26 protein-coding genes are annotated in these 26,472 nt (G+C 64.8%); 11 read left to right on the top strand and 15 right to left on the bottom strand.

Going from position 1 to position 26,472, the window contains the following annotated elements; all coding sequences use genetic code 11:
• Positions 1 to 189: 189 nt before the first annotated feature.
• On the bottom strand, positions 190 to 684 hold the full coding sequence (locus tag Q0743_RS14115; RefSeq protein WP_298242143.1) for a hypothetical protein: 495 nt from the start codon (positions 682 to 684) through the stop codon (positions 190 to 192).
• 423 nt (positions 685 to 1,107) lie between these two features.
• Here Q0743_RS14115 and Q0743_RS14110 point away from each other — a divergent pair, with 423 nt between their 5' ends.
• Positions 1,108 to 2,379 carry a DUF892 family protein gene (locus tag Q0743_RS14110; RefSeq protein WP_298242142.1) on the top strand — a complete coding sequence of 424 codons (1,272 nt, stop codon included), beginning with the start codon at positions 1,108 to 1,110 and terminating at the stop codon, positions 2,377 to 2,379.
• A gap of 97 nt (positions 2,380 to 2,476) precedes the next feature.
• Here the strand turns inward: Q0743_RS14110 and Q0743_RS14105 are convergent, their stop codons facing one another.
• Genes Q0743_RS14105 through Q0743_RS14085 form a run of 5 tightly spaced genes read right to left on the bottom strand, consistent with a single transcriptional unit; the run spans position 2,477 to position 7,374 of the window.
• Positions 2,477 to 3,208 carry an aspartate/glutamate racemase family protein gene (locus Q0743_RS14105; protein ID WP_298242141.1) on the bottom strand — a complete coding sequence of 244 codons (732 nt, stop codon included), beginning with the start codon at positions 3,206 to 3,208 and terminating at the stop codon, positions 2,477 to 2,479.
• A 5-nt stretch (positions 3,209 to 3,213) separates the two neighbouring features.
• A complete protein-coding gene (locus Q0743_RS14100; protein WP_298242140.1) occupies positions 3,214 to 4,092 on the bottom strand; it encodes an ABC transporter permease in 879 nt (292 codons plus the stop codon).
• A gap of 3 nt (positions 4,093 to 4,095) precedes the next feature.
• On the bottom strand, positions 4,096 to 5,049 hold the full coding sequence (locus tag Q0743_RS14095; protein WP_298242139.1) for an ABC transporter permease: 954 nt from the start codon (positions 5,047 to 5,049) through the stop codon (positions 4,096 to 4,098).
• Positions 5,050 to 5,054: 5 nt separating this feature from the next.
• A complete protein-coding gene (locus tag Q0743_RS14090) occupies positions 5,055 to 6,344 on the bottom strand; it encodes a PotD/PotF family extracellular solute-binding protein (protein WP_298242138.1) in 1,290 nt (429 codons plus the stop codon).
• Between the two features lie 43 nt (positions 6,345 to 6,387).
• Positions 6,388 to 7,374, bottom strand: a complete 987-nt coding sequence (locus Q0743_RS14085) for an ABC transporter ATP-binding protein (RefSeq protein ID WP_298242137.1) — start codon at positions 7,372 to 7,374, stop codon at positions 6,388 to 6,390.
• 251 nt (positions 7,375 to 7,625) lie between these two features.
• Between Q0743_RS14085 and Q0743_RS14080 the strand changes: the two genes are divergently transcribed.
• Complete coding sequence (locus tag Q0743_RS14080) at positions 7,626 to 8,333, top strand: GntR family transcriptional regulator (protein ID WP_298242136.1); 708 nt, start codon at positions 7,626 to 7,628, stop codon at positions 8,331 to 8,333.
• A gap of 417 nt (positions 8,334 to 8,750) precedes the next feature.
• The gene (locus tag Q0743_RS14075) at positions 8,751 to 10,520 is read left to right on the top strand and encodes a CYTH and CHAD domain-containing protein (protein ID WP_298242135.1); all 1,770 of its coding nucleotides are present in this window, start codon (positions 8,751 to 8,753) and stop codon (positions 10,518 to 10,520) included.
• Between the two features lie 135 nt (positions 10,521 to 10,655).
• Here Q0743_RS14075 and Q0743_RS14070 read toward each other — a convergent pair whose 3' ends face one another.
• From Q0743_RS14070 to Q0743_RS14060, 3 genes are all read right to left on the bottom strand, one after another.
• Positions 10,656 to 11,279: a transglutaminase-like cysteine peptidase gene (locus Q0743_RS14070; RefSeq protein ID WP_298242134.1), complete on the bottom strand. Its 624-nt coding sequence runs from the start codon at positions 11,277 to 11,279 to the stop codon at positions 10,656 to 10,658.
• A gap of 331 nt (positions 11,280 to 11,610) precedes the next feature.
• Positions 11,611 to 12,222 (bottom strand): PilZ domain-containing protein, encoded by a 612-nt coding sequence (locus tag Q0743_RS14065; protein WP_024340745.1) that lies wholly within the window; start codon positions 12,220 to 12,222, stop codon positions 11,611 to 11,613.
• Between the two features lie 136 nt (positions 12,223 to 12,358).
• A complete protein-coding gene (locus tag Q0743_RS14060; RefSeq protein WP_298242133.1) occupies positions 12,359 to 13,600 on the bottom strand; it encodes an MFS transporter in 1,242 nt (413 codons plus the stop codon).
• A 332-nt stretch (positions 13,601 to 13,932) separates the two neighbouring features.
• Between Q0743_RS14060 and Q0743_RS14055 the strand changes: the two genes are divergently transcribed.
• From Q0743_RS14055 to Q0743_RS14035, 5 genes are all read left to right on the top strand, one after another.
• The gene (locus Q0743_RS14055) at positions 13,933 to 15,084 is read left to right on the top strand and encodes a zinc-binding dehydrogenase (RefSeq protein WP_298242132.1); all 1,152 of its coding nucleotides are present in this window, start codon (positions 13,933 to 13,935) and stop codon (positions 15,082 to 15,084) included.
• Between the two features lie 3 nt (positions 15,085 to 15,087).
• A complete protein-coding gene (locus tag Q0743_RS14050) occupies positions 15,088 to 15,261 on the top strand; it encodes a hypothetical protein (protein WP_298242131.1) in 174 nt (57 codons plus the stop codon).
• Positions 15,239 to 17,053 carry a serine hydrolase gene (locus Q0743_RS14045; protein ID WP_298242130.1) on the top strand — a complete coding sequence of 605 codons (1,815 nt, stop codon included), beginning with the start codon at positions 15,239 to 15,241 and terminating at the stop codon, positions 17,051 to 17,053. The genes Q0743_RS14050 and Q0743_RS14045 overlap by 23 nt, the downstream gene beginning before the upstream one ends.
• Positions 17,054 to 17,061: 8 nt before the next feature.
• Positions 17,062 to 17,469: a VOC family protein gene (locus Q0743_RS14040; RefSeq protein WP_298242129.1), complete on the top strand. Its 408-nt coding sequence runs from the start codon at positions 17,062 to 17,064 to the stop codon at positions 17,467 to 17,469.
• A gap of 104 nt (positions 17,470 to 17,573) precedes the next feature.
• Entirely contained in the window at positions 17,574 to 18,086 is a 513-nt protein-coding gene (locus Q0743_RS14035; RefSeq protein ID WP_298242128.1) for a hypothetical protein, read from the top strand.
• 12 nt (positions 18,087 to 18,098) lie between these two features.
• Here the strand turns inward: Q0743_RS14035 and Q0743_RS14030 are convergent, their stop codons facing one another.
• Together Q0743_RS14030 and Q0743_RS14025 are read right to left on the bottom strand one after the other, a co-directional pair.
• Positions 18,099 to 18,452, bottom strand: coding sequence for a cupin domain-containing protein (locus Q0743_RS14030; protein WP_097658591.1), 354 nt, complete (start codon positions 18,450 to 18,452; stop codon positions 18,099 to 18,101).
• Positions 18,453 to 18,574: 122 nt separating this feature from the next.
• Positions 18,575 to 19,315 carry a metallophosphoesterase gene (locus Q0743_RS14025; protein WP_367184906.1) on the bottom strand — a complete coding sequence of 247 codons (741 nt, stop codon included), beginning with the start codon at positions 19,313 to 19,315 and terminating at the stop codon, positions 18,575 to 18,577.
• A gap of 283 nt (positions 19,316 to 19,598) precedes the next feature.
• Between Q0743_RS14025 and Q0743_RS14020 the strand changes: the two genes are divergently transcribed.
• Positions 19,599 to 21,602 (top strand): DEAD/DEAH box helicase, encoded by a 2,004-nt coding sequence (locus tag Q0743_RS14020; RefSeq protein WP_298242126.1) that lies wholly within the window; start codon positions 19,599 to 19,601, stop codon positions 21,600 to 21,602.
• A 78-nt stretch (positions 21,603 to 21,680) separates the two neighbouring features.
• Here Q0743_RS14020 and Q0743_RS14015 read toward each other — a convergent pair whose 3' ends face one another.
• Together Q0743_RS14015 and Q0743_RS14010 are read right to left on the bottom strand one after the other, a co-directional pair.
• Complete coding sequence (locus Q0743_RS14015; protein ID WP_298242125.1) at positions 21,681 to 21,977, bottom strand: hypothetical protein; 297 nt, start codon at positions 21,975 to 21,977, stop codon at positions 21,681 to 21,683.
• A 126-nt stretch (positions 21,978 to 22,103) separates the two neighbouring features.
• On the bottom strand, positions 22,104 to 22,610 hold the full coding sequence (locus Q0743_RS14010; protein WP_298242124.1) for a GNAT family N-acetyltransferase: 507 nt from the start codon (positions 22,608 to 22,610) through the stop codon (positions 22,104 to 22,106).
• 147 nt (positions 22,611 to 22,757) lie between these two features.
• Between Q0743_RS14010 and Q0743_RS14005 the strand changes: the two genes are divergently transcribed.
• Positions 22,758 to 23,144, top strand: a complete 387-nt coding sequence (locus tag Q0743_RS14005; RefSeq protein ID WP_298242123.1) for a hypothetical protein — start codon at positions 22,758 to 22,760, stop codon at positions 23,142 to 23,144.
• A 49-nt stretch (positions 23,145 to 23,193) separates the two neighbouring features.
• On the opposite strand, the gene Q0743_RS14000 is transcribed toward Q0743_RS14005, so the two are convergent.
• Positions 23,194 to 24,327, bottom strand: a complete 1,134-nt coding sequence (locus Q0743_RS14000; protein WP_298242122.1) for a DJ-1/PfpI family protein — start codon at positions 24,325 to 24,327, stop codon at positions 23,194 to 23,196.
• A gap of 129 nt (positions 24,328 to 24,456) precedes the next feature.
• A complete protein-coding gene (locus Q0743_RS13995; RefSeq protein WP_298242121.1) occupies positions 24,457 to 25,011 on the bottom strand; it encodes a PAS domain-containing protein in 555 nt (184 codons plus the stop codon).
• A gap of 497 nt (positions 25,012 to 25,508) precedes the next feature.
• On the opposite strand from Q0743_RS13995, the gene Q0743_RS13990 reads away from it, so the two are divergent.
• On the top strand, positions 25,509 to 26,297 hold the full coding sequence (locus tag Q0743_RS13990; RefSeq protein ID WP_298242180.1) for a rhomboid family intramembrane serine protease: 789 nt from the start codon (positions 25,509 to 25,511) through the stop codon (positions 26,295 to 26,297).
• The last annotated feature ends 175 nt before the right edge of the window (positions 26,298 to 26,472 follow it).

The raw sequence follows: 26,472 nt of genomic DNA, 5'->3' as shown, positions 1-26,472 counted from the left end.
ATGCGCCTTGGCGCGAGGCTGACCGACCAAAAAACAAGGCCGTTGACGCAGTATACCGTCAACGACCTTGCCAGCCCCGGACATTGAAATCGGCTCACGCCATCCGGTAGCCGCAAGCATCGCGCGGAATCATACGGACGAATGTGATCCAGTTCACAAGTCGGAAAAATTAGTCCCGTTGTGAGGTGCTCAGCCGCGCGAGCGCTTACGTGCGCTGGCGTGGACGCGATGCCGCACCGGTTTCCTGCGGGTAACCGTGGGGGTCTCGACGTCGGTCGATCGTGCGCTGGCAAACGATTGCCGCAGGCCGTCGATGGATTCGTTCAGCGATGCCACCTGTTCGGACAGGCGCTTGGTGTCGGCCTGCTGCGCCGCCATCAGCCGCTTCATGGTCTGGAGCTGGTCCTGCACCACCTGGAGCTGGTCGATCGATTCCTGCTGGGTCGCCTCCAGCCCCTTGGTCTTCTCGACCAGTTGCTCGGAGGCCTGAGCGGTCCGGGCCTGAAGCTGCCGCGAGGCCACCACCCGGTCGGGCTCCGGCGAGGCGCCGGTATAGGCCCGCCAGATCGCGATCGAGGTCACGCCGGCGATCAGCAGGAGGAGGGCGGCGGCGGTCAGCGCGATCGGCTGGGCGCCAAGGCGAAGCAGGGGGTTGGACGGTGTGTCCTGGGCGAGATCGATCATCGCTGACAAAACCCAAATTGAAACTTGGTGAGTGGCGAAGAGCGGCAGCACGGGAACGCAGAACAAGGCGCGGCCGGGAGGGTCCCGAAAGTGTTACTGATCGGCAACAATTGGGACCAAAAAGAGGCTGAGGGTGGAAAAAGATAAGCGGTCCAGTCCTTTCGGCCCGGCGGCCGGCTCATCGAAGTTGATCTCCGTAAAACTACGGATGCGTATCCCCGCGACGGTTCGGCCGCGCTCCGCGACGCGACAACGCCTGCGCCTTCGCGTCGAACGTCCTTCATCTGATCCGGCTTCGTCCGTTCGCAATCGCAAGACATCACGCCTTGCCGCGACGATGCGGCTCTTCGATCGCGATAGGAACAACCACAACGCGCGCTTGTTCGGGAATCGATCCGTCCCCAAGCCCGAGGCCTCTTCCCTATGTATCACCACGTCAAGAAACTGATGTTCACCGTTCGCGTCGACGAGCCGGACCCTCGCTTCGGCAACATGCTGCTCGAGCAGTTCGGCGGCGCCAACGGCGAGCTGGCGGCCGCCATGCAATACTCAATTCAGGGCCTCAACTGCGAAGACCCTGACCGCAAGGATCTGTTGATGGACATCGGCACGGAAGAGCTGAGCCATCTTGAAGTCGTCGGCACTTTGGCGCGCATGCATTTGAAGCCGTCGAAATTCGACCGTCAGGCGGCCGAAGCCGATCCGCTGATCGCGATCGCGGGAGGCGGCGGCGTCAATCTGTTCAATTCGCAGGGCAATGCCTGGACTGCCGACTATCTGAAGATCACCGGGGAGCTGGATGTCGATCTGCGCAGCAATATCGCTGCGGAAGCGCGTGCCAAGATCGTCTACGAGCGGCTGATCAATTTCTGCGACGACGCTGGCACCAAGGACGCGCTGCAGTTCCTGATGACGCGCGAGATCACCCATATGAAGGCGTTTGCGCTGGCGCTTGAAAGCATGGAAAAGCCTGCCTTCAGTATCGGCCGCCTCGCGCCGACGCCGGGTCTGGTCGACCAGTTCTTCAACGATTCGACGGGTGCCGGCGACCACGGCGAGATCGACACCCGCGGCCCCTGGAACGAGGGCGGCGACTGGGTCTTCACGGAATCGCCTGCAATCCAGGCCGGTGAACCCGGGCCGGCGAGCGCCATCGTGACCGAGAGCTCTCCGCCCGTGGACGAGACCGGGCTCGGCGATCTCCTGTTCGACGAGCTTCGCGATATCCTTCACGCCGAGAAGCAACTGACAAAAGCGCTGCCGAAAATGGCGGAGGCGGCGCGCTTCGATCAATTGCGCGAGCTGTTCGAGCTGCATCTCGCCGAGACCGAGGCCCAGATCGAGCGCATCAACGAATGCTTCGAAATGCTCGGCAAGACTGCGCGGGCCAAGCCCTGCAGGGGCATGATGGGCCTCGTCGAGGAAGGGCAGGAGATCATCGAGGAGAGCGAAAAAAAGGAAGATGCGGCCGCCGATCTCGCCTTGATCGGCGCGGCACAGCGCGTCGAGCATTACGAGATCGCCGGCTACACCACCGCGCGCAACCTCGCCCAGCAGCTGCGCCACAGCGCCATCGTCGCCTTGCTGTCAAAGTCGCTGGCGGAGGAGGAGAATGCGGATCAGTTGCTCAACCAGGTCTCGCGATCCCTGATGTCGGTGGCGAAGATGCCGGCGGCGGTGGAGCAAACGGAGTAGCGCGATCTGGATTTCGCGAACCAGCCATCGGCGGCCGGCGAGCCTCATCGGAGGTCACCGGCCGCAAGCTGTTCATACGCCCCGGACGGCTCCGAGCCTACGGCTCGAACTGCGAGAACGGCCCTGCATAGGCCTTGGCGCGCGGCGCCGCATAGGGCCCCAGCCGCGACGTCTTCAGCCCCAGCCGGACCAGAGATTCCGCCAGCGTCACAGCAGAAGCGACGCCGTCGATCACCGGCAGGCCGTGGGTGGCGGCGAGCTCGCTGGCGAGATCGGCCATGCCGGCGCAGCCGAGCACGATGGCCTCCGCGCGGTCGTCGCGGATCGCGGCCGTGATCTCCGTGGAGATCTTGCCGAGCGCCTCGGCGATGCGCTGTTCCAGCGCCAGCACCGGGACATCGGCGGCGCGGACGCGGGCGCAGCGATCGGCGAGGCCGTATTTTCGTAAATTGTGCTCGATCGGCACGATGGAGACACCGAGCGTCGTCACCACGGCGAAGCGCGCGGCGATCAGGCTCGCCATGTGGAAGCCGGCTTCACCGATGCCGATCACGGGGGCCTTTGCGACCGCGCGCGCGGCATCGAGACCGGTGTCGTCGAAGCAGGCGATGATGTGCGCCTCGGCACCGTCGCGGTCCGCCTCGCGGATGCAGCCGAGCATGCCGGGCACGGCGAAGGCTTCGTCGTAAAATCCCTCGATCGAGACCGGGCCCATCGCCGGCTGCCGCGCGTCGATCACGGTGCCGGGCAGCGCAACTGTGCGCGCCGCAGCGGCGATCTTCGCCGTCATGGACGCGGTGGTGTTGGGATTGACGATGTGCAGTCGCATCGCGATCAGACGAGCCCTTTGCCGGCGTCCGATCCTTTGGCCGCCTGCCGCTTGTTGAGCATGTGGATGGTGCCGAGCGCAAGCGTGATCACCGTGAACGACACCGCCGAGATCACCGTGCCGAGCGCATAAATATCAGGGTTCGTCACCGTGGTGGTGAGGCCTTGAAGATCGAGGGGCAATGTATTCACCGCGCCGATCGCCTGGCTGGAGCGGGCGAGCTCGTCCCAGGACAGCGTGAAGCCGAACAGGCCGATGCCGATCACCGAGGGCAGGATGATCGGCAGCACGACATGACGGAAGGTCTGCCAGGGCGTCGCGCCGAAATCGCGCGCGGCTTCTTCCAGCCTGGGATCGAAGCGGTTGAAGATCGCGAACATGATCAGAAGCCCGAACGGCAGCGTCCAGGTCAGATGCGCGCCGAGCCCCGAGGTGAGCAGGCCCATCGACGTCTCGAAATTCTCGTTCCAATGCGCCTTGATCAGATCGTCGATGATACGGAATTCCAGCGAGATGCCGAGCGAGGTGATGATCGAAGGAACGATGAGGCTCGCGATCGCCGAATAAAACAGGATGCTCTGCGCCCTGAACTTGCGGCGGAACGCCATGCCGGCGGCGACCGACAGCACGACGGTGACAATCATCACGATCACGCCGAGCAGCAGTGAGCGGCGGAAGGCTGCGCCGAGATCGACGATGCCGGTGCCCTGGAACAGCTTTGCGATCCAGAATGTGGAGACGCCGTTCATCGGGAAGGTGAGTCCGCCCTGCGGCCCCTGGAACGACAGCACGTAGATCGCGATCATCGGACCGTAGAGAAACAGCACATAGGCCGCGAAGAAGATCGCGAGCACGTAGAACGACCGCGGGCGTCCTTCCTTCATGCTCTAGAGCTCCTTCTTGATGTCCACGATGCGCGACATCATGGTGATGATCAGGAAGGTGATGACGAGCAGGATCACCGCGTTGGCGGCAGCAGCCGGGAATTGCAGCGCATTGACCCGCGTTTCGATGATCTTGCCGGCGGCCGCGATCTGCTGTCCGCCCATCACGCCGATGGTGATGAAGTCGCCCATCACGATGGTAATGACGAAGATCGAGCCGATCACGATGCCGGGCTTGGCCAAGGGAATGATGACGTTGACCAGTGTCTGGAAGCCGGTGGCGCCGGCGTCATAGGCGGCCTCGATCAGCGACTTGTCGATGCGGATCATCGAATTGAAGATCGGCACCACCATGAAGAAGGTGAAGAGGTGCACCAAGGCCAGCACCACGGAGAATTCGGAGAACAGCAGCCATTCGACGGGATGGTTGATCAGGCCCGTCTTGATCAGGCCTGAGTTCACGAGGCCGTTGCGGCCGAGCAGCGGAATCCAGGCGATCATGCGGATCACGTTGGAGGTCCAGAACGGGATCGTGCAGAGCAGCGACAATCCCATCTGCCAGGTCTTGGACCTGACGTGGAAGGCGAGGAAATAGGCGACCCAGAAGCCGATGAACAGCGTGATCCCCCAGACCATGAAGCAGAGTTTGAGGGTCTTCAGATAGGTCTTGCCGATGGTGCAGAGATCGGGGAGCTGCGCGATGCAGCCCTCGAATGTGTCGGTGTAGCCGCGGCCGGAGAACGCCGGCAGCAACTGGTACTCGTTGTAGTCCCAGAACGAGACGATGACGACGAAGACGAGCGGAATGAGGAAGAAGGCGAGAAACACCAGCATCATCGGCCCGGCCTGAAGCCAGGAGATGAACGACGGCGACAGGCGCGTCGGCTTGGCCGCGCGCACCGTGCCTGACCCCGGGATCAAGCCCGGGGATGCCTGTTGCAGGACTTCTTCCGACATCCGCGTTACGCCGCGATGAACTCATTCCATTTGCGGACCATGTAGTCATTCTCGTCCATCACCGCGTTCCAGCAGGCGACGCCGCCCATGCGGTCCTCATAGGAGCCGCCGTCGCGCACCGCGCCGGCCTTCTCCAGCAGCGAGCCGTCGGGCGCCTTGATGTCCTTCTCGGCGGGCTTGCCTTCCATCCAGTAGGCCCACTCGTAGGGCTCCATATGCGCCTTCGCGGTGGAGAGCACGGCGGAGTAATAGCCCTGGCGGTTGAGATAAGCGCCGGCATAGCCTGATAGAAACCAGTTGACGAACTCGTAGGCCCAGTCGAGCTTCGCGCCAGACACGCCCTTGGAGACACAGAAGCCCGACGCCCAGGAGCGGTAGCCTTCCTTCAGCGGCTGGAAGATGCAGGCGATGCCCATCGAGCGCACCTTCGTCACCGCCGGCGACCACATCGATTGGATGACAGTTTCACCTGACGCCATCAGGTTGACGCTCTCGTTGAAGTCTTTCCAGAACGCGCGGAACTGGCCGGCCTTCTTGGCTTCGGTCATCACCTTCATGGTGAGATCGATCTCTTCCCTGGTCATGTTGCCCTTGTCGGCATATTTGTGCTTGCCGGTGGCTTCAACGACCATCGCGGCATCCATGATGCCGATCGAGGGGATGTTGAGGATCGAAGCCTTGCCCTTGAATTCGGGATTGAGCAGCTCGGACCAGGAGCTGATCGGACGCTTGATCAGGTCGGGGCGGATGCCGAGCGTGTCGGCGTTGTAGACGGTCGGGATCAGCGTGACGAACTCGGTCGCCGACGTCGCGAACTTCTTGGAATCCTTGCCTTCGAGGTAGAGCACCTTCCACGGCGCGGTGCCCTGGCCGCCGATCTTCTTGCCGCCGGGCGTCTCGCCCTTGGTGAAGACGGGCGTAATGTTGTCGAATTCCTTGATCTTCTTCGCATCGAGCGCAAGGATGTTGCCCGACGGAACGATCTTCTTCAGCGAGAAATATTCGGTGTCGAGCACGTCGAAGGAGTTTGGCTGGGTCATCACGCGCTTGGTGACGTCGTCAGTGGTCGCGGTGATGTATTCGATCTTGATGCCGGTGTCCTTCAGACACTGCTTGGAGATGTCGTCGCCCTCGTTCACGGCGGTGCCGAGATAGCGCAGCACCTTTGCGTCGGCCGACTTCACATAGGGAAAACCGGTGATGGCGCCGGAGCCGGCGGCAAGGCCGGCGAGACCGGCTGTGCCTTTGAGCAGCGTGCGGCGGCTGACGCCCTTCGTCCCAGTGATCTTGCTCATGTCAGTCACTCCTCTGTTGCGCATTTCCAGTGATCGATCGGCGCTATTGCAGGCGTTGCGCCTTGGCGGGGTCCCAGGTGGCCAGCACGCGATCGCCCGGACGGAACGGGTGGACGTCGAACGCGGCCTCGGGAACGTGGGAGAACAGGGCGGTGCCGTCGTCCAGCGTGAGCGAGACGGCGATGTAGGAGCCCTGGTACTCGGTCTGGGTCAGCAGCGCCGGCGCGCCGAACGCGCCGTCAGCGAACGGCACGATGCCGAGCTGATCGGCGCGCACGGCGATGAGGTTGCCGGCGTCGCTGAGCACGTTGTGGCCGCCGATGAAGCGCGCCACGAATTCGGTGCGGGGGTGGTGGAAGATCTCGCGGGCTGTGCCCTGCTGCTCGATCTTGCCCTGGTTCATCACCACGATGTGGTCGGCGAGCGCCATCGCTTCTTCCTGGCCGTGGGTGACCTGGATGAAGCTGATGCCGAGCTCGCGCTGCAGACGCTTCAGTTCGCCGCGCATCTTCACCCGCAGGAACGGATCGAGCGCCGACAGCGGCTCGTCGAGCAGCAGGATCTGCGGCTCGGTGATTAGCGCGCGCGCCAGCGCCACCCGCTGCTGCTGGCCGCCGGAGAGTTGCGCGGGCAGGCGGCCTGCATATTGGCTCATCGCGACGAGCTCGAGCAATTCGCCGGCGCGCTTGTGCCGCGTCGGCTTGTCGATGCCGCGCATCTTCAGGGCGAAGGCGACGTTGTCGATCACGGACAGATGCGGAAACAGCGCGTAGGACTGGAACATCATCGCGGTGCCGCGCTCGGCCGGCGGCAAATCGGTGACGTTCTGGTTGCCGAGGATGATGTCGCCTTCGCTGACCGCCTCGTGGCCCGCGATCATGCGCAGGGTCGAGGTCTTGCCGCAGCCGGACGGGCCGAGCAGGCAGCAATAGGTGCCGGCCGGGATTTTCAGATTGACGGTGTCGACCGCCAGCGTGGTGTCGTAGCGCTTGGTGACGGCGACCAGTTCGAGGGCGGCGGGAGTGGCCATGGCATGTCCAGGGAGGCGGTGCTTGGGCCTCTCTCCGCAAGGTCCGTGCCAACCGCCCGTCCGGAGGCCAAATTCCGGAACTGTGCAGCGGAGTCAGATCGTTAGATCGAATCCCGGAGATCGGGCTACCTGCCGCGCACACTATTGCCTGCACACAAAACGGGCGCCGATTGTATAAAGTTTCGCCTGTGATTGGATACAGCTCGTCGACTAACATTCGAAGCGAACGTCGTCGATCGAGCCCACGCACCATGGCCGCCAAGTCCCGCCCCAAATCCGACGTGCCAGATGCGAGCGATCGCGTCGGCCGCATCCGGGAGGGGGTGACCGCCGCAATCCTCGAGCATCGCCTGCTGCCGGGCACCAAGCTCGGCGAGGACGAGATCGGCGAGATTTACGGCGCGAGCCGCACGCTGGTCCGCACCGCGCTGCAGCAGCTCGCGCATGAGGGCATCGTCAGCATCGAGAAGAACCGCGGCGCCTTCGTCGCGCGCCCGACGCCGGCCGATGCCCGCGAAGTCTTCGAGGCGCGCCGCCTGATCGAGCCCACCATCGTCGATCACGCCATCGATGCAGCATCGCCGGCATGGCTCGATCGTCTCGGCCGGCATCTTGCCGAGGAGCGCGAGGCCGAGCGGCGCGGCGATGCGCGGGCTTCGGTCCGACTCTCCGGCGAATTTCACAAGCTCGTCGCCGAGATGAGCGGCCACAGCATCTATCTCGGTTTCCTCAAGGAGCTGATCGCGCGTTCCTCGCTGATCATCCTGCTTTACCGCCGCCACGACACGCCGGCCTGCGGCACCGATCATCACGCCGAGATCGTCACCTCGATCCGCGAACGCGACAAGGCGAGGGCACGCGCGCAGATGCTCTCGCATCTGAACGAGATCGAGGCCGAGCTGTTCTTGAAAGATCCCGCCGCCGACGAACTGCGGCTCGCGGATGTGCTGGGTTCCTGAGCGCGCGCAGCACCAGGGCACGATCGTCCGGACTGGATTGCTTCTATTCCTGATCGTCGGGAACCTGCTTCTTGCATTGCGAAGCAGTTGCGGTTTGCAGGACGGCAGGAGACGGCGCGGAGCTTGTCACAATATCGGGTCGGTCATCGGAGGCGTGACTTCTAAGCGTCTCCAAAACCAGAAAGAATTTCTCGGCCAGCATGAGTCAGGTTCGCTGATGCGTTCGTCTTGGTTTCGAGAGTGGCGAGATTCGCTATCAATTCGATCGCCCGCGAATCTCTGCAGCAATTTAGCTCGCAACGTCGCGACGAATTATGACAGTCGACGATCACGCCGCGCGACGTAACGTGACTATTCCTCGCGGGCCTGACAGGCTATATGCTGGCGCTCTGTCATCGAACTGTCATGTCTCCGGAAATGCTGAAATCAGACGCTACGCCGGCGTGCAAAACTGTGAGCGCGCCGCACGGGATTCCTGTCCCAAAAGACAACAAGAGAACGCAAGTTATCGCCGGCTTCCTCAGGCACATTGAACCGGCCGAGCCCGGCGCGGAACCTGCGGTCGTCGAGGGCGCTGTGATCGATCAGACGCCATCGCAAGACACGACGCCCACGCCGCAAGCAGCTCAGTCGACGGTTGCCGCGCATCCCGCCGGCGAGATCGAGCTCAAGCTTCTCGTCGATGCCGATCGCATCGCGGATTTCGACGCCGCGCCCGTCATCGCGGCCAACGCGCGCAACAAGGGCGTGCGCAAGCATCTCAAGTCCGTCTATTACGACACGCCGCAGCGGACGCTTCGGCGCAACGGCCTGAGCCTGCGCGTTCGCCAGAATGGTGCGCGCTTCGTGCAGACCGTGAAGACCGAGGCTGCCGACGATCCGCTGCGCCGTGGCGAGTGGGAGGCCAGCGTGCCGTCGCTTGCTCCCGATTTCGCTCTGGCGATGCCTTTCTTTCCGGAGAAGCTTCGCGGCTCCCTTCAAACGCATCCGCTCGAAGCCGTGTTCACCGCCGACATCCATCGGCATGCACGGATGATCGACCTGCCGACCGGCGTGGTGGAAGTCGCATTCGACCAGGGCCGGCTGACGGCCGGCGACCGTTCGCTGCCGGTGAGCGAGATCGAGCTCGAGCTCAAGAGCGGTAGCGCGAGCACGATCTACGATGTTGCCTTGCTGCTTGCGGAGCAGGGGGCGGTGAAGCCGTCGATCCGCAGCAAGTCGGCGCGCGGCTTCGACCTTGCCGCCGATCTGCCGCCGTCGGCGCGACGGCCGCGCAAACTTCGCCTCGATCCGTCGGTGACGCTCGACGAAGCCTTCGCGACGATCCTGCGCTCCTGCTTCCTTCATCTGCTTCAGTCGCTGCCCGCGGCCGAGGACGGCCGCGATCCGGAAGGCGTGCACCAGCTGCGCGTCTCGCTGCGCCGGTTGCGATCGGCGCTGGATCTGATGCGATCGGTCGGCGCGCTCAGCGATCTCGACGCGCTGCGCTCGGAAGCGAAATGGCTGGCGCAGGCATTGTCCGCTGCGCGCGACTGGGATGTGTTCCGGCTCGAGACCTTGCCGGCGGTCGCAACAGCCTGTCCTGCGGTGGCAGGCTTCGATGCGCTCGGCCGCGCTGCCGCCAGGCGCCAGTCCGATGCCTATCGCGGGGCGCATCATGCGCTCGACGATCGCCGCTGCGCCGTATTCCTGATCGGCCTCGGCCACTGGATCGAGACGCGCGGATGGCGCAACGATGTGGCCGCCGAAGATCTCGGCCGGCTCGCCGAGCCCGCCGTCAACTTCGCGCAGCGCATCCTGTCGGAGCAGCACGCGAAGGTGCTGAGGCGCGGCCGCCGCTTCAAGTCGCTCACGATCGAGGAGCTGCACAGGGTCCGGCTCGCGACCAAGCGGCTGCGCTATCTCGGCGAATTCCTGCTGCCGCTGTATGAGGACCGCAAGTCGACGAGACGCTTCTCGCGCCGGCTTGCCGATCTGCAGGAGCAGCTCGGCGCCTTCAACGACATGGCGGTCACGGCCTCGTTGCTGGAGGGGCTCGATGCCGAGCCCGACAGCGCCATCGCCGCGGCGGCGATTGCCGGCTGGCAGGCGCGCGCATCGGTCGGCGTGCAGCCCGTCTTGCAAGGCAGCTGGCGCGATTTCACCCGCGCACGTGTGCCCTGGTCGCGGCCGACACCGCAGGACTGAGCGCGTCTCGCAGCCCCAAAAAAGTTGCGGCCAGGCTTTGGGGGAAGCCTGGCCGCGCGCGAACCGGTCTGGGACGGGGAGGGGTGGGGATGTGACCGGGTCGCGTAACCTGTTGTCTCGTTTCTAATCTCTTGCCTAGTCTCTTGCGCTGGCGGTGGAGACCGCCGGCCTGGTATCGCCGAGCGAGACCCAGACGTTGGGATCGCTCTGCGACTGGCGCTTGACGAAGCGGTAGCCGGTCTCCGTCCAGGCGACGACGTTCTCGTTCTGATTGTCGAGAACGAACTCGCCCTTGTCGGTCTTCACCGTCAGCACCGCGTGTCCTTCGCCCTTCTTGTCGCGCACGACGGTGATGAGCAGGGCCTCGCGGGGCCAGCCGGCATCCATCAGCATCTTGCGCTTCAACAGCACGTAGTCCTCACAGTCGCCGTAACCGTCGGTCGGCAGCGACCACTTCTCGATCACGCCCCAGTGCTCCTGGTCGGTCAAAGGCTTGACGGTCTCGTTGACCCAGCGATTGACCTTGACGAGGTCGCGCCATGCAGCCTGCGACATCACGATGTCGCGCGGCTGCGTCGGTGCGCCCTGGCACTGGGCGGCATTGTCCGCGCAGAACTCGACCCAGCCGATCGGTGCACGCGTGGTGTCACCGAGGCTCGCGTAGAGCAGACGGCCTTCGCCGGCCTGCGCTGCCGCGCTGATCCCGAAGAGCATGGCGGCGATCGCCAGACCCTTCCCCTGTCCCCTGAAGTCAAACATTGCGGCCCCCGTTTCTTGTTGGGACCACATTTCGCACGGAGCTTTTGAGTTGCCGCTAAGTCAGCCAAGTCAAGTCGAGACGAATACAAGTAAAAGCTGGAGCGAATTCGATCTATACTTGAATCGAATTCTCATAAAATTTGAAACAACTGCAATTGATTCAAATTTTATCGATTAACCCGGAAATGCTGGCGGAACCGCCATTTCCCTCCGCAAACGGCGCGCGCGTTAACCCACGCCGGAGCCGTCGCGAGGCACGAAAAAGGCGGCGTCCGCATCGCGGAGGCCGCCTTCGAGGCTGGAAATACAGGGGTTTTGGCGCGGTTGCGCTTTACCGCGCGGTAACGCTCTCTTCGAGAGTCTCGATCGGTTGCTCGTGCAGGAACTCCAGCGCGAAGCCGTCTTCGAGGTTTCGGACCACGCGGCCCTGGACCCGGCCGAGCAGAACCGTCGATTTGAGCGGCGGCCGGTTCTCCGCGGCAATGGCCGCGCCGGACAGCGAGAGGTCGATGATGCGGCAGGTCATCTTGGTGCCGTCCTCGAGCGTCAGCACCGCGATCGGGTTGCGCGGCACGATACGATCGTGACGGCGGTCTTCCGGCAGATTGAGGATATCGCGGTTGGCGAGCCATGTCAGCTGCGCCGCGAGCTTGTCGCGCTTCCTCGGCGTCGCCCCGATCGTCATGGCAAAGCCGTTGTCGATGATGCGGGTGATCTTGCCCTCGACGCGGCCGATATGGTCGAGATAGGCGACCACGCGGTCGCCGACATTGCCGATGCCGGGGGCGAGCAACGCGAGGCCGCCCGGTGACATGTTGATCACCTGGCAGGGAAATTCCCGGCGGTCGGGCAGCATGTAGCGGCCGAGCAGGTGCACTTTCACCCGCTGGAAGCGCCGACGCTCCTCGGCGGCCGGAAGAAATTTTTTGTTCGCCAACGCCATCATCAACACCCGACCCCCCGCCCGGGCGGAGTCCGGGACGACCCTAAGGTGCACAGGGTTAATGCCGCGTTAGGATTGGGCGCGGCGGACACGGACAGACACAATGCGCTCGAAAAGCCACACCCGATGGCGGCGCTCAAGCCGGCCTCCTCGCCCGACGCTGCAGCACCACCAGCAGCGCCAGCAGCAGCGCGGCCGACAGGCCGAGCGACCAGTGGATGCCAATCGCCGCGCCAAACAGCCCGACCGTGATGCCGCTGAAGGCCCGCATGCCGAGCCCCGCCATATTATAGAGACCGACGACGCGGCCGCGAATGTCGGACGGCGCGTTCAACTGCACCAGCGCCTGCGCCATGGTGTTGAACGACAGCTCGAAGAAGCCGGCGCAGAACAACAGCACGATCGCGACCGGATAGATCCGCACCATTGCGAAGCCGAGCAGTGCCAGGCTCCAGAGCATCGCGAGCAGGATCGCGGCGCGCGGCGTACCCTTGAGGCGTCCCCAGGATTCCAGCGCGATCGCGGCGAGCACTGCGCCGGCCGCATCGGCCGCGAGCAGGACGCTGTAGGAGACGCCGGGATCGCCATGGCCGAGGTCGCCGGCAAAGCCCGGCATCTGGGCGTGGTAGGCATTGCCGATCATGAAGGAGGTGAGGCCGGCAAGCCAGGTCATCGCCGTCAGCACCGGCTGGGTGCCGATGGCGCGGATGGTCATGACGATGTCGGCGAAGCCACGGACCGCAAAGCGCCGCGCTGCCACGCTTCTGTCGCGCACCGGCGCCCAGAACAGCCACAGCAGCATCGGCAGATAGAACAGCGTATTGAAGATGATGCCGTGCGAGGTGCCGAGCGTCAGCATGATGATCCCGCCGACCGCGGGCCCGACCAGGATGCCGAGATAGCGCGCCATGGCGTTGAGCCGAACCGCGCTCGGCAGGTCGGCGGGGCCGACGAGGTCGTAGAGCAGCAGCTGGTTCGGCGTCTGCCAGAGCACGCCAGCGCAGCCATGGATCACCAGCAGCAGCATCGCGTGCCACATCTGGATCGTATCGGTGAGAAAGAAGAATCCCCATCCGCTCGATGCCACGATGAACAGCAGCATGCCGCACTGGATGATGCGGCGCGGATCGAACCGGTCGGCGAGTCCGCCGACCGCGACCGAGAACAGCAGGAACGGTAGCCAGTGCGACAGCACGGCAAAACCCGCCAGCGCCGGCGAATGGAATTTCTGGAACACCACCCAATAGCTGATCACGTGCTCGATATTGTCGGCCATCATCGCCAGCACGTAGGAGGCGAACTGGAGCCGGTACGGCCCCGACTTCATCGCCGCGAACGAGCCGGACGCGGCGGCAGGATTTTGGGGCAGGGGGTTCAAGAGATGACCTGAGGTGAGAGCTCATCCGGCCATACACGCTGGCAAATGAGCGCTCAAGACAATTGGATACGTGGGCATCTGCCATGCGCTGCTGCCGCACGCTCAGTCGTCATCCTGAGGTGCGCGCTCTTGCGCGCCTCGAAGGATGGGCTGCCGGCGCCTGTCGCCCATCCTTCGAGGCTCGCCTTGCTTTGCAAGACGAGCACCTCAGGATGACGGCGGAATGTGGGGCAGGCTGCGAGACTGCCCGCTTGGCACGGCAACGCATCTCACATACGCTTTCCATCAGCCCGCACCAGCAATCATAACAGACGGGCATCGAGGAAACGTCCATGGAATCCATCCGCGTCTGCACTCACGCCGGTCCCGGCTCGGAGCCCGTCATCAAGACCGTGCCATGGCCGAAGGTCGGCAGGAAGGCCGCACTGATCAAGGTCGGCGCCTGCGGCGTCTGCGGCACCGATCTGCACATCCTGAAAGGTCATTGGCCGAAGCCGCTGCCGTGGCCGTTCACGCTCGGACACGAGCTCGGCGGCGTCATCGTCGAATGCGGCGAAGAGTTCACCGAGGATTTCATGAGCAAGCCGCTCAAGGTCGGCTCGAAGGTGATGATCCCGCCCTTGATGCCCTGCGGCCATTGCTATTACTGCATCCACTATCCGCAAACCGCCAACAAATGCCTGACGCCGGTCTATTACGGCCGCTATCTCGGCTTCGACAAGGCGCCGCATATGTGGGGCGGCTGGGCCGAATATGTCTATGTCGATCTCGAGATGCTGCCGGGCACCAAGATCTACAAGCTCCCCGACGACATGTCGCTGCGGCTCGGCGCACTGTCGGAGCCGCTGACCTCCTGCATCCGCGCCTTCAACCGCGCTACGCGTGCGGGCGGCTTTACCTGGGGCGACACGGTCGTGATCCAGGGCTCGGGCCCGATCGGCATTTTGGCAGTCGCAGCCGCCAGGGAGATGGGGGCAGGGCGCGTGATCTGCGTCGGCGCGCCCGAGGAGCCGCGGCTCAAGCTCGCCCGCGAGTTCGGCGCGGAGGCGACGGTGAACATCGAGGAGCTGAAGTCGCCCGAGGGGCGCATCGCGCGCGTCCGCGAGATCGTCGGCGGCTTCGGCGCTGATCTCGTGATGGATTGCTCGGGCCACCCGACCGCCGGCCCCGAAGGCATCGAGATGCTGCGCGACGGCGGCACCTATGTCGAGATGGGCCAGTTCACCGACGCCGGCTCGATCGACACCTCCTGGCACCGCATCTGCACCAAGGACCTCAACGTGCTCGGTTCCTGGGGCTTCACCGGCAACGATTTGCCGCTCGGCGTCGACATGCTCCACCGCACGGCGAACAAATATCCCTGGCTGAAGATGCAGACGATCTACCCGTTCACGGAAGCGGGCGTCGCGCAAGCCGTGCAGGACGCGATGGCGATGAAGACGGTGAAGTCGACCATCGTGCCGTGGCCGGAGCTGGTGGAGTAGGAGATGCCGTCGATCCCGCATGATCTCGCGGCGTTCCTGGTCGAGGCCAAGCGGCGCACCTATGCCGGCCTCGACGATGACGCGACGGTGGCGACGCCGCTGCTCGCGGGGTCAAAGCCGCCTCGCGATCCCGGCTTCAATTCTCTGCGAAAGCATGCGCGTGTTGCTTCCATCTGAAGTTGATGCATCTATAGTGCGCGTCTCGCAAATAGTCCCATGTGCCATGAACACATCTACCGATATTCCAAGTTCCAAAATCGCGTCTCTCGTTCCCGACCTCGATCGGCTCGCTGCGGAGGCGATGGCGGTCTGGAAGGTGCCGGGCGCCGCGCTCGCCATCGTGCAGGGCGACGAGGTCGTGCTCACGCGCGCCTACGGGCAGCGCGACGTCGAGGCGGATCTGCCGGTCACGCCGCATACGCATTTCGTGATCTGTTCGATCACCAAGTCCTTCACCGCCACGGCTATCGCGTTGCTGCACAATGAAGGCGCGCTCGACTGGAGCAAACCGGTCCGCGACTACTTGCCTGAGTTTCGCCTCTGCGATGCTGTCGCGACGGAGCGCGTCACGGTGCGCGATCTGCTCAGCCACCAGTCGGGACTGCCGCGTCACGACTGGATTCATCTGCCTGGCGACCTTGCGCCGGCGGAGATGCTGCCTCTGATGCAACATCTCGAACTCAGTCGCGATATCCGCGCGGCCTGGCAATACAACAATCTCTGCTACAACGCTGTCGGGCTCATGATCGAGCGGCTGAGCGGGAAGAGCTTTGGGTCCTTCATTCGCGAGCGCCTGACGGATCGGCTCGGCATGACGGTAAGCTTCTCGCTGGACGAGCTCGAAGCCGGGCCCGAACCTGCGCGTCCTTACAAGATCGACGTCGATACGCGATTGCCGGGGTTGCGGCTGCCGATCCGTACCATTGCTGCCGGCGCGATCAACACCTCGGTGGCCGACCTCGGCAACTGGATGCGGTTTCATCTCGGCATGGGCGAGTTCGAGGGGGAGAGGCTGCTGCCGGCAACACTGGTGGAGCAACTTCATGCACCACTGGCGCATGTCGGCAAGTCCGAGTTTTCGGAGTTCGGCCAGGCGCACTATGGATTGGGCTTTCAGTCCAACGCCTATCGGGGCGATCGCGTCGTCTCGCACAGCGGCGGCTGGAACGGTTGGGGTTCGCTGATGACGCTGGTGCCGGAGGCCGGCATCGGTGTCGCCGTGCTGACGAACCGGAGCCCGAGCGAGATCCCGCCCATCCTGACCTGGTATATCCTCGATCGACTGCGAGAGCGCGAGCCGGTGGACTGGTTCGCGCGATTCCGCAAGATGCGCGAGGAATTCATCGCTCACATCCCGGTTGACAAGGCGGCGCGCGACAACACCCGTCACAAGGACACCAGGCCTGCGCACGCACTATCCGCCTATGTCGCCGATTACGCCCATCCCGCCTATGGCGTTATCTCGATTGGCGAGCGGGAGGACGCGCTACATTGGTCGTGGCGTGGCATGGGCGCACCGCTGTCGCATTGGCATTTCGAGACCTTCGTCACGCCGGAGATCGTCGACCAGCTCCATCCGGATCATCTCCCCATCACCTTCCAGACCGACCGTCACGGCAACATCGTGCATTTGTCGGCGCCGCTGGAGCCGACGGTGAAGGACATCATCTTCGAGCGCCGCGCCGCCGGCGATTGCGTCGATCCCGCGTTCCGCGCGCGTTGCGTCGGGCAGTTCAGGAGCGGCGCCATTACCCATCGCGTGACCTTGGACGGGGAGGGCAGGCTCATTCTGAAGCCGGACTACCAGCCTGCGTATCGTCTCGAGCCGCAACAGGGCCGTCGGTTTCGCATCGTTGAGCTGGAAGGTTTCGCCGTCGAGTTTCGCGGAGAGCGCGAAGAGATCAGCCAACTCGTCTTCCATCAGCCGAACGGCACCTTCGTCGCCGATCGCTTGCTGGACCAGAAGTAGGAAAGCCAATGACATCCAGCCCGCCACGCTCCCCTTTCCACGCCATCCGCGCGATCGACTACACCGTCATCTTCGTGCGCGACATGGTCGCGATGCGCCGCTTCTACGAGGACGTGCTCGCGTTTCCGCTGCTGCGCGAGTTGTCGCCGAACTGGATCGAGTATGGCCTCGGCAGCAACACGCTGGCGCTGGCACGACCGAGCCGAACTGCGGCCGATGCGCCGCTACCTCGGGGCAGCGCCGCGCTGCAATTGGCCTTCAAGGTCGCCGCGGCCGAGGTCGATGCCTGCGCCGACGAGCTCGTCCGGCAGGGCGTGGCGCTGGTGTCGCCGCCGACGAACCAGTCCTTCGGTCACCGCACGCTGTTCTTCCGCGATCCCGACGGCAATTTGCTGGAGGTCTACGCGGAGATCTGAGCGGAAGCCGACGCCGGAAAAGTTCCCTCTGGCTGCGGCGAACTATCCATGCGCAGGTGAAACTTGGGCCGGGGTTCCGGCTTTCCCTCTGCGGGAGGGATGCCGTGCAGCGAATCTTGAAACCGATCACCTACATCCTGGCCACGATCTACTTCCTGGTGGATGCGGTGTTCATGGCCGTGGCGAGGCCGATCGCGCGCTGGATCGGGCGGCATTTCGAATTCAGGCGGTTGCGCGCCTGGATCAGGTCGCTGTCGCCTTATGCATCGCTCGCGCTGTTCTCCGTGCCCGTCATTGTTCTGGAGCCGATCAAGCCGGTCGCTGCCTATCTCACCGCAACCGGTCAGGTCCTGAGCGGCGCGGTGACGTTTATTGTCGGCGAATTGCTCAAGCTGGTGCTGGTCGAGCGCCTGTTTCATCTCACCCGCGACAAGCTGATGCGCATTCGCGCCTTTGCCTGGGCTTACGGGAAATACGCCGCGGCGAAGGCGTGGCTGCAGGCGACCGAAGCCTGGCGCGCCATCCGTGCCGTGAGCCGCGCGGTGAGGGACGTCGTTGCGCGCGCGAGAGCCAGGCTGGTCGGCAGCTTCAGCCGGTTGGCGGCCTCGCGGGACTAGACCGCGCGGGCGCTAAGCCAGCTTGCGCTTCGCCGCGGTGGCCTTGTCACCGGTGTTCGGCGTGCCGGTCGGCTCGATCAGCATCAGGTGAACCTCCTCGCGCGCCACCGGGCGGTGCTCGACGCCTTTGGGCACGACATAGAGCTCGCCCGGGCCGAGCGTCACGGTGCGGTCGCGCAATTCGATGTCTAGACGTCCTTTCAGAACCAGAAAGAAATCGTCGGTGTCGTCGTGCTTGTGCCAGGTGAACTCGCCCTTCACCTTCACCACCATCACGTCGCAATCGTTGAAGGTGGTGACCGTGCGCGGCGACCAATGCTCTTCGAAGGTCGCGAGCTTGTCTGCCAACGATATGCGATCTGTCATGTTTCCCCCGTTGCTCTCGCGTGAGGTGGGATGTGGGATCGCATGGCGGGCGCCGCAAGCCATGGTCGCTGACCGGTCGATCCTGCCGTGCCGATGTCTCTCGGAGATCGCGCCGCAGCCGGCTATTGGACGCATCCGGTCAACATGGCCTGCGCCCAATCGGGGCGGTTGTTGGCGAGCGCACGCGCCGATGCGGCGTCCCAATCGTATTCGAGGGCCAGCAGCTCGACCTGCCAGCCCCTCTTTTTCCTGGTGAGGATCGCGTAGCGGGCGTGAGGCGAGCGGTGCTCGAGGCTTGCGGCAAACGGAATGTCCGCGAAGACGGGGCAACCGACGCTGCCGGGATTGAGCACCAGGCAGTCGCCTGGTCCCTGAACCGCGGCCTGGCGGTGGCTGTGGCCGCACAGCACCACGCGCGCCGAAGGCTCGCTTGCCAAGCGCGTCGCCAGCACCTCGCGGCGTGCCGGCACGAAGCGGCCGTCGTCGAGCGATTCCTCCAGCAGGCATGCCGTATCGCTGTCGGGCGTGCCATGGCAGGCCAGGATCCCGTCGTCGAGACGAACTTGCGAGGGCAGGCTATGGAGCGCGCGCCGTTGCTCGGCCGTCAATGCGTTGCGGGCAAACAAGCCCGCCGGCGACAGCTTGTCGTCCGGAAACTCCTCGATCCAGCGGTCATGGTTTCCGCGCACGGTCGGCAACGCCAGCGCCTGCAGCGCCTCGAAGGTTTCTTTCGGCCACAATGGGCTGGTGACGCAGTCGCCGAGATTCACGGTGCGATCGACGCCCCGCGCCTTGATGTCGGCCAGCACGGCCTCCAACGCAGCAAGGTTGCCGTGGATATCGGAAATGACTGCCAATCGCATCGTTGCGCTCCCCGTCCAATTCGGTTCGATCGATCCCGGTCCGTTTGTCGCCAGATCCGCTGCGCCGATGTTAATCAAGACTGCCGCAAAAATCCGCTGCAACCTTCAGGCGGGGCGCTCCCCCTCAAGCCATGCAACATAGGCATGGTGATTTCCGCGCGCTTGGCGTAAAGAGCGCCCAGATCAAATCGCCAGCGTGCGGCCGGGCCGATTGCCGCGCACGTCAGCCTCAGGCCTCTCGGCTCACTGTGCCGCGCCTGAATTAACCAAGGTTCTCCATCCCGTGTCTCTTCCGGCCCTGACCCCGCCGCTCGCCCGCGCTTTGGCCGAGCGGAACTATGATTCACTGACCCCCGTCCAGCTCGCCGTGCTCGCCCACGAAGCCACCAGCCGCGACCTTCTGGTCTCGGCCCAGACCGGCTCCGGCAAGACCGTCGCCTACGGTCTGGCGATTGCCAAGAATCTCCTCGGCGACGACGAGCGGTTCGAGCAGGCCGCAGCTCCGCTCGCCCTGATCGTGGCACCGACCCGCGAGCTGGCGCTCCAGGTCCAGCGCGAGCTGGCCTGGCTCTATGGCCATGCCGGCGGGCGCGTCGTCTCCTGTGTCGGCGGCATGGACCCGCGCCGCGAGCAGCGCGAGCTTGCGGCCGGCGCGCACATCGTGGTCGGCACGCCCGGCCGTCTTTGCGATCATCTGCGGCGCAACCGCCTCGATATCTCCGAACTGAAGGCTGTCGTTCTCGACGAGGCCGACGAGATGCTCAATCTCGGCTTTCGCGAGGACATGGAATTCATCCTCGAGACGACGCCCGAGACGCGCCGCACCTTGATGTTCTCCGCGACGTTCCCGCGCGGCATCGTCGCGCTGGCCAGGCAGTATCAGCAGGACGCCTTCCGCATCGAGGTCGCCGGCGACGAGGGCGGCCATGCCGACATCGAGTATCGCGCCATCCGGATCGCGCCCGCCGACGTCGAGCACGCCGTCGTCAACGTGCTGCGCTTCTACGAGGCGCCGAGCGCGCTCGTCTTCTGCAGCACCCGCGACAACGTCAGGCATTTGCAGGCAGCGCTTTTGGAGCGCGGGTTTGCCGTGGTCGCGCTGTCGGGTGAATTGACGCAGAACGAGCGGACCATGGCGCTGCAGTCGCTGCGGGACGGCCGCGCCCGCGTCTGCGTCGCGACCGATGTTGCCGCGCGCGGCATCGACCTGCCGAGCCTCGACCTCGTCATTCACGCCGACCTGCCCAACGACGCCGAGGTGATGCAGCATCGTTCGGGCCGCACAGGACGCGCAGGCCGCAAGGGCACGAGCGTCCTGCTGGTGCCGCCGGCACGGCGACGCCGGGCGGAGCTCTTGCTCAATCTCTCAGGCACGGATGCGACCTGGGGCACGGCGCCGCAGGCGGAGGAGATCCGCAAGCTCGACCACGATCGCATGAAGGACGTGCTGTTCACTGAGGAGACCACGCCCGACGATCTGGCGCTGGCGCAGGCCTTGCTCGCCGAGCGATCGGCCGAGGACATCGCCGCCGCGCTGGCGCGGCTCTATCGCGCGCGGTTGCCGTCGCCGGAGGACATCATCGATCCCGGCGAGCGGCCCGCCCGGTCGCGTGACGATCGCGGTCGCGACAAATTCCGCGATCGCGGCGAGGGTGGCGACGACCGCGCCGACAAGCCCCGGCCGAAATCGGGGAAGGCGTCGGCAAAGCACGCCATGGCCGAGGGCAGCGTCTGGTTCCGCGCGGCGATCGGACGGCGCAAGAATGCGGAGGCGCGCTGGCTGCTGCCGATGATCTGCCGCCGCGGCGGCATCGACAAGCGCGACATCGGCGCCATCAAAATCATGGACACCACCACCGAGTTCGAGATTTCCGAGCGGGTCGCGGAGTCCTTTGCCGCCAAGGTCAAGCGCCCGGACAAGGAAGACAGCATCCGCATCGAGCCGATGACGGAGGCGCCGCAGCGGCAAGAGGCCGCGGACGAGCGGCCGCACGCGCCGCGCCGGGAGCGGGACGATGGTGATCATCGCGAACGCCGCGACGAGCGCCCGCGCGAGCCGCGCGAATTCAAATCGCGTGATTTCAAGTCAAGTGATTTCAAGTCACGTGAATTCAAGCCGCGCGGCAAACCAGCTGGTGAGCGCGGACCGCGTTTCGACGATGCGCCGCCGTTCGGAAAGAAAAAGAAGCATCGCGACAAGCAGGCGCGGGCGGAGCCATCGGTCACGCCATGGCCGGTGAAGGGTGCGCCGGGAAAGAAGCCGAAGAAGAAAAAGCATCGCGGCTGAACGGCCGGCGGCCAGCACAGACAGCAATGATGCCGCCGGAGGACACCGGCGGCATCATCTGAAGGGTCAGGTGTGCGTTCAGCGACCGCCGCCGCCACCGCCACCACCTCCGCCGCCACCACCGCCACCGGCATCACGCATGGATGAACTGTAGCGGGGATCGGTCTGCTTCATATAAGTGGGCGAGGTGTCGTGATGGATGACACTCGGGCGGCTTCGGCCCACGTTCGGCGTCTCGACCACGATGCCACAGCCTTCGAAGAAGGCGGTGTCGCAGCCATAGGTGCGATACTGAGCCGCGTTGGCGCTGGTCGCGCTGAATGCGGCCGCGGCAACGCATGCAATCAAGGCAACTTTCGGCAAAGTGAGTTTCATGGATCTTCTCCAGCCTCGGTTCGGCGAGACCGGAACGGCTCGCACCTTCCTTCGACGGAGGCTGATCGAGGTCGGTTCGAGGCGGAGGTTCACGCCCGCGTGAGGCGGGGCGGTTGGGGAGGGACGTTACGTCGCAGTGAGATCGCGCAGCATGTAGGTTGCGCCTTCGCCGTAGGAGGCTAGCTTTCCGCGCAGCGCCGCATCGGCGGTGACGGCCCGAAAGCCGAGACGCTCCCATAGCGGCCGGGTGGCGTAGACCGAGACCAGCGCGAGCGTCGTGATGCCGGAGGCGCGCGCCAGCTCCGCAATTTCGGCGATGTAATCGCGTGCCACGCCGCCGCGCCGGTCCGGCAGCACGGCGACATCATGGACGTAGAGGCAGTCTGCATGTTCGGGCAGCCGTTCGAGGAAACCGTCGAGCTGCGGGATCTTATGCCGCGTCCAGGGATGCGCGAGGCCGTAGCCGTCGACCGTATCCTCCGACGCGAGCACGCGGCAGCCGGGAGGATAGAGCTGCATCTTCTCCATGAACACTTCCGGGCGTTCCGGCAGATCAGGATGGATCTGCGCGGCGATCGCAACGATCGCGCGGAAATCGGATACGCGCGCGGGGCGCCAATGCGGCTTGCTCATCTCGATCCGTCGTTCTGTCTCACATCATCCAGTTTATTCCACCGCGCAGTCGCGTGCAGTGAAAAATATCTTCGTCCCCTTTTCAGGAATACAAGGCTTCGCGCGGCGTCCTACCCCATGCAAGCCAATTGCATGACAGGAGATATCATGACGTCCCCGATCCGCCTCGCGCTCACGCTCGCAATCTCGCTCGCGATCGTTCCGGCCGCCTTCGCCGCACCGCCGACCAAGACCGGCAAGACCGACAAGGGCAATGTGCTCACCGATGCCAAGGGCATGACGCTCTACACCTTCGACAAGGACATGGACGGCAAGTCCGCCTGCAACGGTCCGTGCGCGACGAACTGGCCGGTGCTGAAGGCCGAGGCGAGCGATGCCGCCGGCGACGGCTACACCGTCATCACCCGCGACGACGGCTCCAAGCAGTGGGCCTACAAGGGCAAGCCGCTCTACACCTTCGCCAAGGATACCAAGCCCGGCGACATCACCGGCGACGGCTTTCTGAACGGCGCCTGGCACCTGGCGACGCCGTAAATGCGCAGCGTGCGCCGGCTGTCGTGTGCGCCGGCGCGCGGTCGTGCCGCTATCTCGGATATTCCAGCTGCATCGCAACGAAGTCGGCGGTGCGCGTCCCGTAGCGCGCATCGATGGCGTGCAGCGTCTGGTCCAGCGCGCGCGCCGGCGGCAGGTCGATTGCGGCCGGCGGCGTCAGCCTTGCCGGCCACTCGGTCGCGACCTTGTCGGGCAGGATGCGAAGGCCGCCGCGGCTGATCAGCGGCTCTGTCGTAGCGGCGAAGGTGAGGGCGCGCGAGCGATAGGTGCGTGACCACGCGTCAGCGACGAGCGCAAGCGAGACCTCGTCGACACCAGGCGTCAGCGCAATTCCGAGCTGCTCGCGATTCCAGAAGGCGAGCGTGTTCGCGATCGCCGTCAGCGCGAAGGGGCGTGCGAATTGAAACGCCTCGCTGCGGTGGCGCGCATCCCAGTGCGCAAGTCCAATCTCGCGGGCGACCGCCTCCGCCCTCGCGCGGCCGGCGATGGCCTCGACCAGGGTCAGGGCCATTGGCATGGACGCGGTGATGCCGGTCGTTGTCGCAACGCCGCGGTCGACCACCAGCCTGCGATCCGCGACATAACGGATCTTCGAATGCTTCCGCAGGTCGCGCACGGAATACCAGTGCGTGGTGGCCTGCCGGTTATCGAGCAGCCCGGTGCTGGCAACGACCATGGCGCCGACGCAGACGCCGATGACGATGGCGCCCTTGCCGGCCTGGCTTCTGATCCACTGCAAGGCCGCGGCGTCGTCCTCTCGGCTCATCGCGGGCACGATCACGTAATCGGCGCCGTCGGGATGGGCCGCATCGAACGCGGCGATGGTTGCGTGCGGCTGCACTTTCAACGCGGGAAAGAGTGTGACGGGTCCAGGCTGCGTCGACAATGTGAGGACGTCGGCAACGTCGGCGCGCGCGAGGATGCCGTAGGGCATCAGATAGTCGGTCGTCTCGGTCATGTCGTTGATGCCGACGATGGCGATCACGGGACGCTTGCGCTTGGGCGGCTTCAGCGCCGCAAGCGTCGCCTCGGTTTCCTCCTTCGAGATCGCAGGCGCGGTTCCCGAAGCCGGGGCGCCCGGCAGCAGCAACAGCCAGGTTCCGCCGACGACTGCGAGCAACGCCACGCAGCCGAGAGCGCTCAATGCCAGAATGCGCCAGCTCATGAGATGTCACCCGATCGTCGTTGCTTCACGCAGCGCGGAAGCTACTCGTTCGCAGCACGATCAGGAATGACGCAGATCCCGCAAAAACGGTCGCGTGCGCCGGCGCGATCAATTGTCACGCAGTGGGAACTACCGCAGTCCCTCATACACCATGAGCCCGCGTGCGATCTGCAGCTTGCGGATCGCGCGCGGCAGCAGCTTCTCGGGCTGGTGCAGATAGCGCCAGGAGGTGAGGGTGAAGGCCGAAAGCGCGCCGCACTCGTCGTCGAACGGCGCGAGCACGCCGGTCACGCTCACCGGCGTGTGCGGGCGGGCGTTGAAGGGCAGCAGCAACAGCTCGAGATGCGCCTTGCTGCCGTCCTCGCGCGCGGCCGTGACGCCGGCGATCGCACCCAGCGTCTCGTCGGCGACGATGGTCGCGATCTCCTCGAGCTCGCTGCGGCAGGCGTCGGTGAACAGCGCCGCAAAGCTCTGGTCCTTGAGGTCGCGCCCCGCCAGTGCGCAGACGCGCGTGCCGGCGACGCGGAAGGGAAAGCCGAGATTGGGCTCGCAGGAGAGCACGAAAATGTCGCCGAGCAGGCCGCGCACCGCGGCCGGATCGATGTCGGCCCTGTCAGGGGCTCGCGCGGCGCCGCGCTTCGTGTCCCAATACGCGAAGAACGCGCGGCTCGACGAATGTTTCATGTCTGAACGCTTACCCCGGAGCGCACATGCGCGGGACAGACCTGTCCCGCTTCAGTGCACCCGCGATCCCTTGTGTTGTTGTGCAGGAGGGGATTTGCAGCGTCCATGCCGCAGCGGCGTTTTCGCCTCCCTCGAGGCCGCCTTTGCGCCGTTAACGTTAAGTTAACTATGCGCTTTGCCCCGCGCGCCGCGCTGCTATGGTGACCCCAGTCGCAAGTCCCGCCGCTTTCTCCAGGTTCTCGGCGGGGTCTGTACACAGGGCGTCAAACAGTTTGGCCACGGGCCGGGGAGGGGTGGGGATTCACCTTCATTCCCTGGGCACGAAAAGGCCGACACGGACAGGCGGGGCTTTCCCAGGGCCCTGCCTTTTCCTTTTGTGCACTTGCGCAAGGCCGGGAAAGGCGACTATCTGCAAGGGGATCGCTCCGATCGCGCCTGAAAGCGAAGCTGCCTTGGATTCCCCGCCGCACGATTCGTCGCAAGATCCCCAGCCGGGCCTGCCGGCCGCCCAACAGGCCGTCCATGAGGAGGCTCCGCGCGAGCCGATCCTGACGCTGCCTGTGGCGCTGACCGCCTATATTCTCCTGCTGGCGGTGATCCATCTGCGAGTGCTGCTGCCGCCGGAGCTGGAGAACTGGACCATCGACGTCTTCGGTTTCATCCCGAAGCGTTATGATTCCTCGCTGCTCAATCTGCAGATCCCCGGCGGCGCCGGCGCCAAGGTCTGGACCTTCGTCACCTATTCGCTGCTGCACGCCAATCTGACCCATCTCGGCTTCAACGTGCTCTGGCTGCTGCCGTTCGGCAGCGCGCTGGCGCGGCGCTTCGGCGCGGTCAGGTTCTTCCTGTTTCTGGCGGTGACGGCGGCGGCCGGCGCGCTCGCCCATCTCATCACCCACGAGCACGCGGTGGCGCCGATGATCGGCGCTTCGGCATCGGTGTCGGGGGCGATGGCCGCTGCGATCCGTTTCGCCTTCGTCCGCGGCAGCTTCCTGTCGTTCAACCGTTCGGATGCCGATACCGCCGCAAGGGTTCCGGCGCTGCCGCTGTCGCGCGCACTGCGCGACGGGCGGGTGGTCGGCTTCCTCGCCGTGTGGTTCGGCGTCAACATCATCTTCGGCGTCGGCGCGATCGGCGTCGATTCCGAAACCACGAGCGTGGCCTGGCAGGCGCATATCGGCGGCTTCTTCGCCGGCCTGTTGCTGTTCACCCTGTTCGATCCGGTGCCGCGCGTGCGAAGCGATGCTGCGGATGCGTCATCACAGGACGTTTCAGACCGTATCTGAAGCGGCGCTTGCGGCGCGGCCCGAATTCATCCATCATTCGCGTGAAGAATGTTGCGAAGCGACGGCCCTAGCCGCGCCTCGCAAAGCGCGCGAGCGTGAAACCCGCGCCAAGCAAAACTGTTAGTTGAAGACTCGAAGAACAGGTCCGGACCGCCCACGGGTGGACGGCTCGGAT

Source organism: uncultured Bradyrhizobium sp. (assembly GCF_936943645.1).
In the GTDB taxonomy this organism is placed as follows: Bacteria; Pseudomonadota; Alphaproteobacteria; order Rhizobiales; family Xanthobacteraceae; genus Bradyrhizobium.
Note: the sequence above shows the minus strand (reverse complement) of the source record. Positions and strands in the feature narration are given on the sequence as shown.

What these genes read in the sequence shown, in the direction of transcription:
- Q0743_RS14015 (WP_298242125.1), bottom strand. Translation starts at nt 21,977, where the DNA reads ATGAAACTCACTTTGCCGAAAGTTGCCTTGATTGCATGCGTTGCCGCG.
- Q0743_RS14055 (WP_298242132.1), top strand. Translation starts at nt 13,933, where the DNA reads ATGGAATCCATCCGCGTCTGCACTCACGCCGGTCCCGGCTCGGAGCCC.
- Q0743_RS14100 (WP_298242140.1), bottom strand. Translation starts at nt 4,092, where the DNA reads ATGAAGGAAGGACGCCCGCGGTCGTTCTACGTGCTCGCGATCTTCTTC.
- Q0743_RS14050 (WP_298242131.1), top strand. Translation starts at nt 15,088, where the DNA reads ATGCCGTCGATCCCGCATGATCTCGCGGCGTTCCTGGTCGAGGCCAAG.
- Q0743_RS14065 (WP_024340745.1), bottom strand. Translation starts at nt 12,222, where the DNA reads ATGGCGTTGGCGAACAAAAAATTTCTTCCGGCCGCCGAGGAGCGTCGG.
- Q0743_RS14075 (WP_298242135.1), top strand. Translation starts at nt 8,751, where the DNA reads ATGCTGAAATCAGACGCTACGCCGGCGTGCAAAACTGTGAGCGCGCCG.
- Q0743_RS14090 (WP_298242138.1), bottom strand. Translation starts at nt 6,344, where the DNA reads ATGAGCAAGATCACTGGGACGAAGGGCGTCAGCCGCCGCACGCTGCTC.
- Q0743_RS14000 (WP_298242122.1), bottom strand. Translation starts at nt 24,327, where the DNA reads ATGAGCTGGCGCATTCTGGCATTGAGCGCTCTCGGCTGCGTGGCGTTG.
- Q0743_RS14040 (WP_298242129.1), top strand. Translation starts at nt 17,062, where the DNA reads ATGACATCCAGCCCGCCACGCTCCCCTTTCCACGCCATCCGCGCGATC.
- Q0743_RS14115 (WP_298242143.1), bottom strand. Translation starts at nt 684, where the DNA reads ATGATCGATCTCGCCCAGGACACACCGTCCAACCCCCTGCTTCGCCTT.
- Q0743_RS14110 (WP_298242142.1), top strand. Translation starts at nt 1,108, where the DNA reads ATGTATCACCACGTCAAGAAACTGATGTTCACCGTTCGCGTCGACGAG.
- Q0743_RS13995 (WP_298242121.1), bottom strand. Translation starts at nt 25,011, where the DNA reads ATGAAACATTCGTCGAGCCGCGCGTTCTTCGCGTATTGGGACACGAAG.
- Q0743_RS14030 (WP_097658591.1), bottom strand. Translation starts at nt 18,452, where the DNA reads ATGACAGATCGCATATCGTTGGCAGACAAGCTCGCGACCTTCGAAGAG.
- Q0743_RS14045 (WP_298242130.1), top strand. Translation starts at nt 15,239, where the DNA reads ATGCGCGTGTTGCTTCCATCTGAAGTTGATGCATCTATAGTGCGCGTC.
- Q0743_RS14095 (WP_298242139.1), bottom strand. Translation starts at nt 5,049, where the DNA reads ATGTCGGAAGAAGTCCTGCAACAGGCATCCCCGGGCTTGATCCCGGGG.
- Q0743_RS14080 (WP_298242136.1), top strand. Translation starts at nt 7,626, where the DNA reads ATGGCCGCCAAGTCCCGCCCCAAATCCGACGTGCCAGATGCGAGCGAT.
- Q0743_RS14070 (WP_298242134.1), bottom strand. Translation starts at nt 11,279, where the DNA reads ATGTTTGACTTCAGGGGACAGGGGAAGGGTCTGGCGATCGCCGCCATG.
- Q0743_RS14010 (WP_298242124.1), bottom strand. Translation starts at nt 22,610, where the DNA reads ATGAGCAAGCCGCATTGGCGCCCCGCGCGCGTATCCGATTTCCGCGCG.
- Q0743_RS14085 (WP_298242137.1), bottom strand. Translation starts at nt 7,374, where the DNA reads ATGGCCACTCCCGCCGCCCTCGAACTGGTCGCCGTCACCAAGCGCTAC.
- Q0743_RS14105 (WP_298242141.1), bottom strand. Translation starts at nt 3,208, where the DNA reads ATGCGACTGCACATCGTCAATCCCAACACCACCGCGTCCATGACGGCG.
- Q0743_RS14005 (WP_298242123.1), top strand. Translation starts at nt 22,758, where the DNA reads ATGACGTCCCCGATCCGCCTCGCGCTCACGCTCGCAATCTCGCTCGCG.
- Q0743_RS14025 (WP_367184906.1), bottom strand. Translation starts at nt 19,315, where the DNA reads ATGCGATTGGCAGTCATTTCCGATATCCACGGCAACCTTGCTGCGTTG.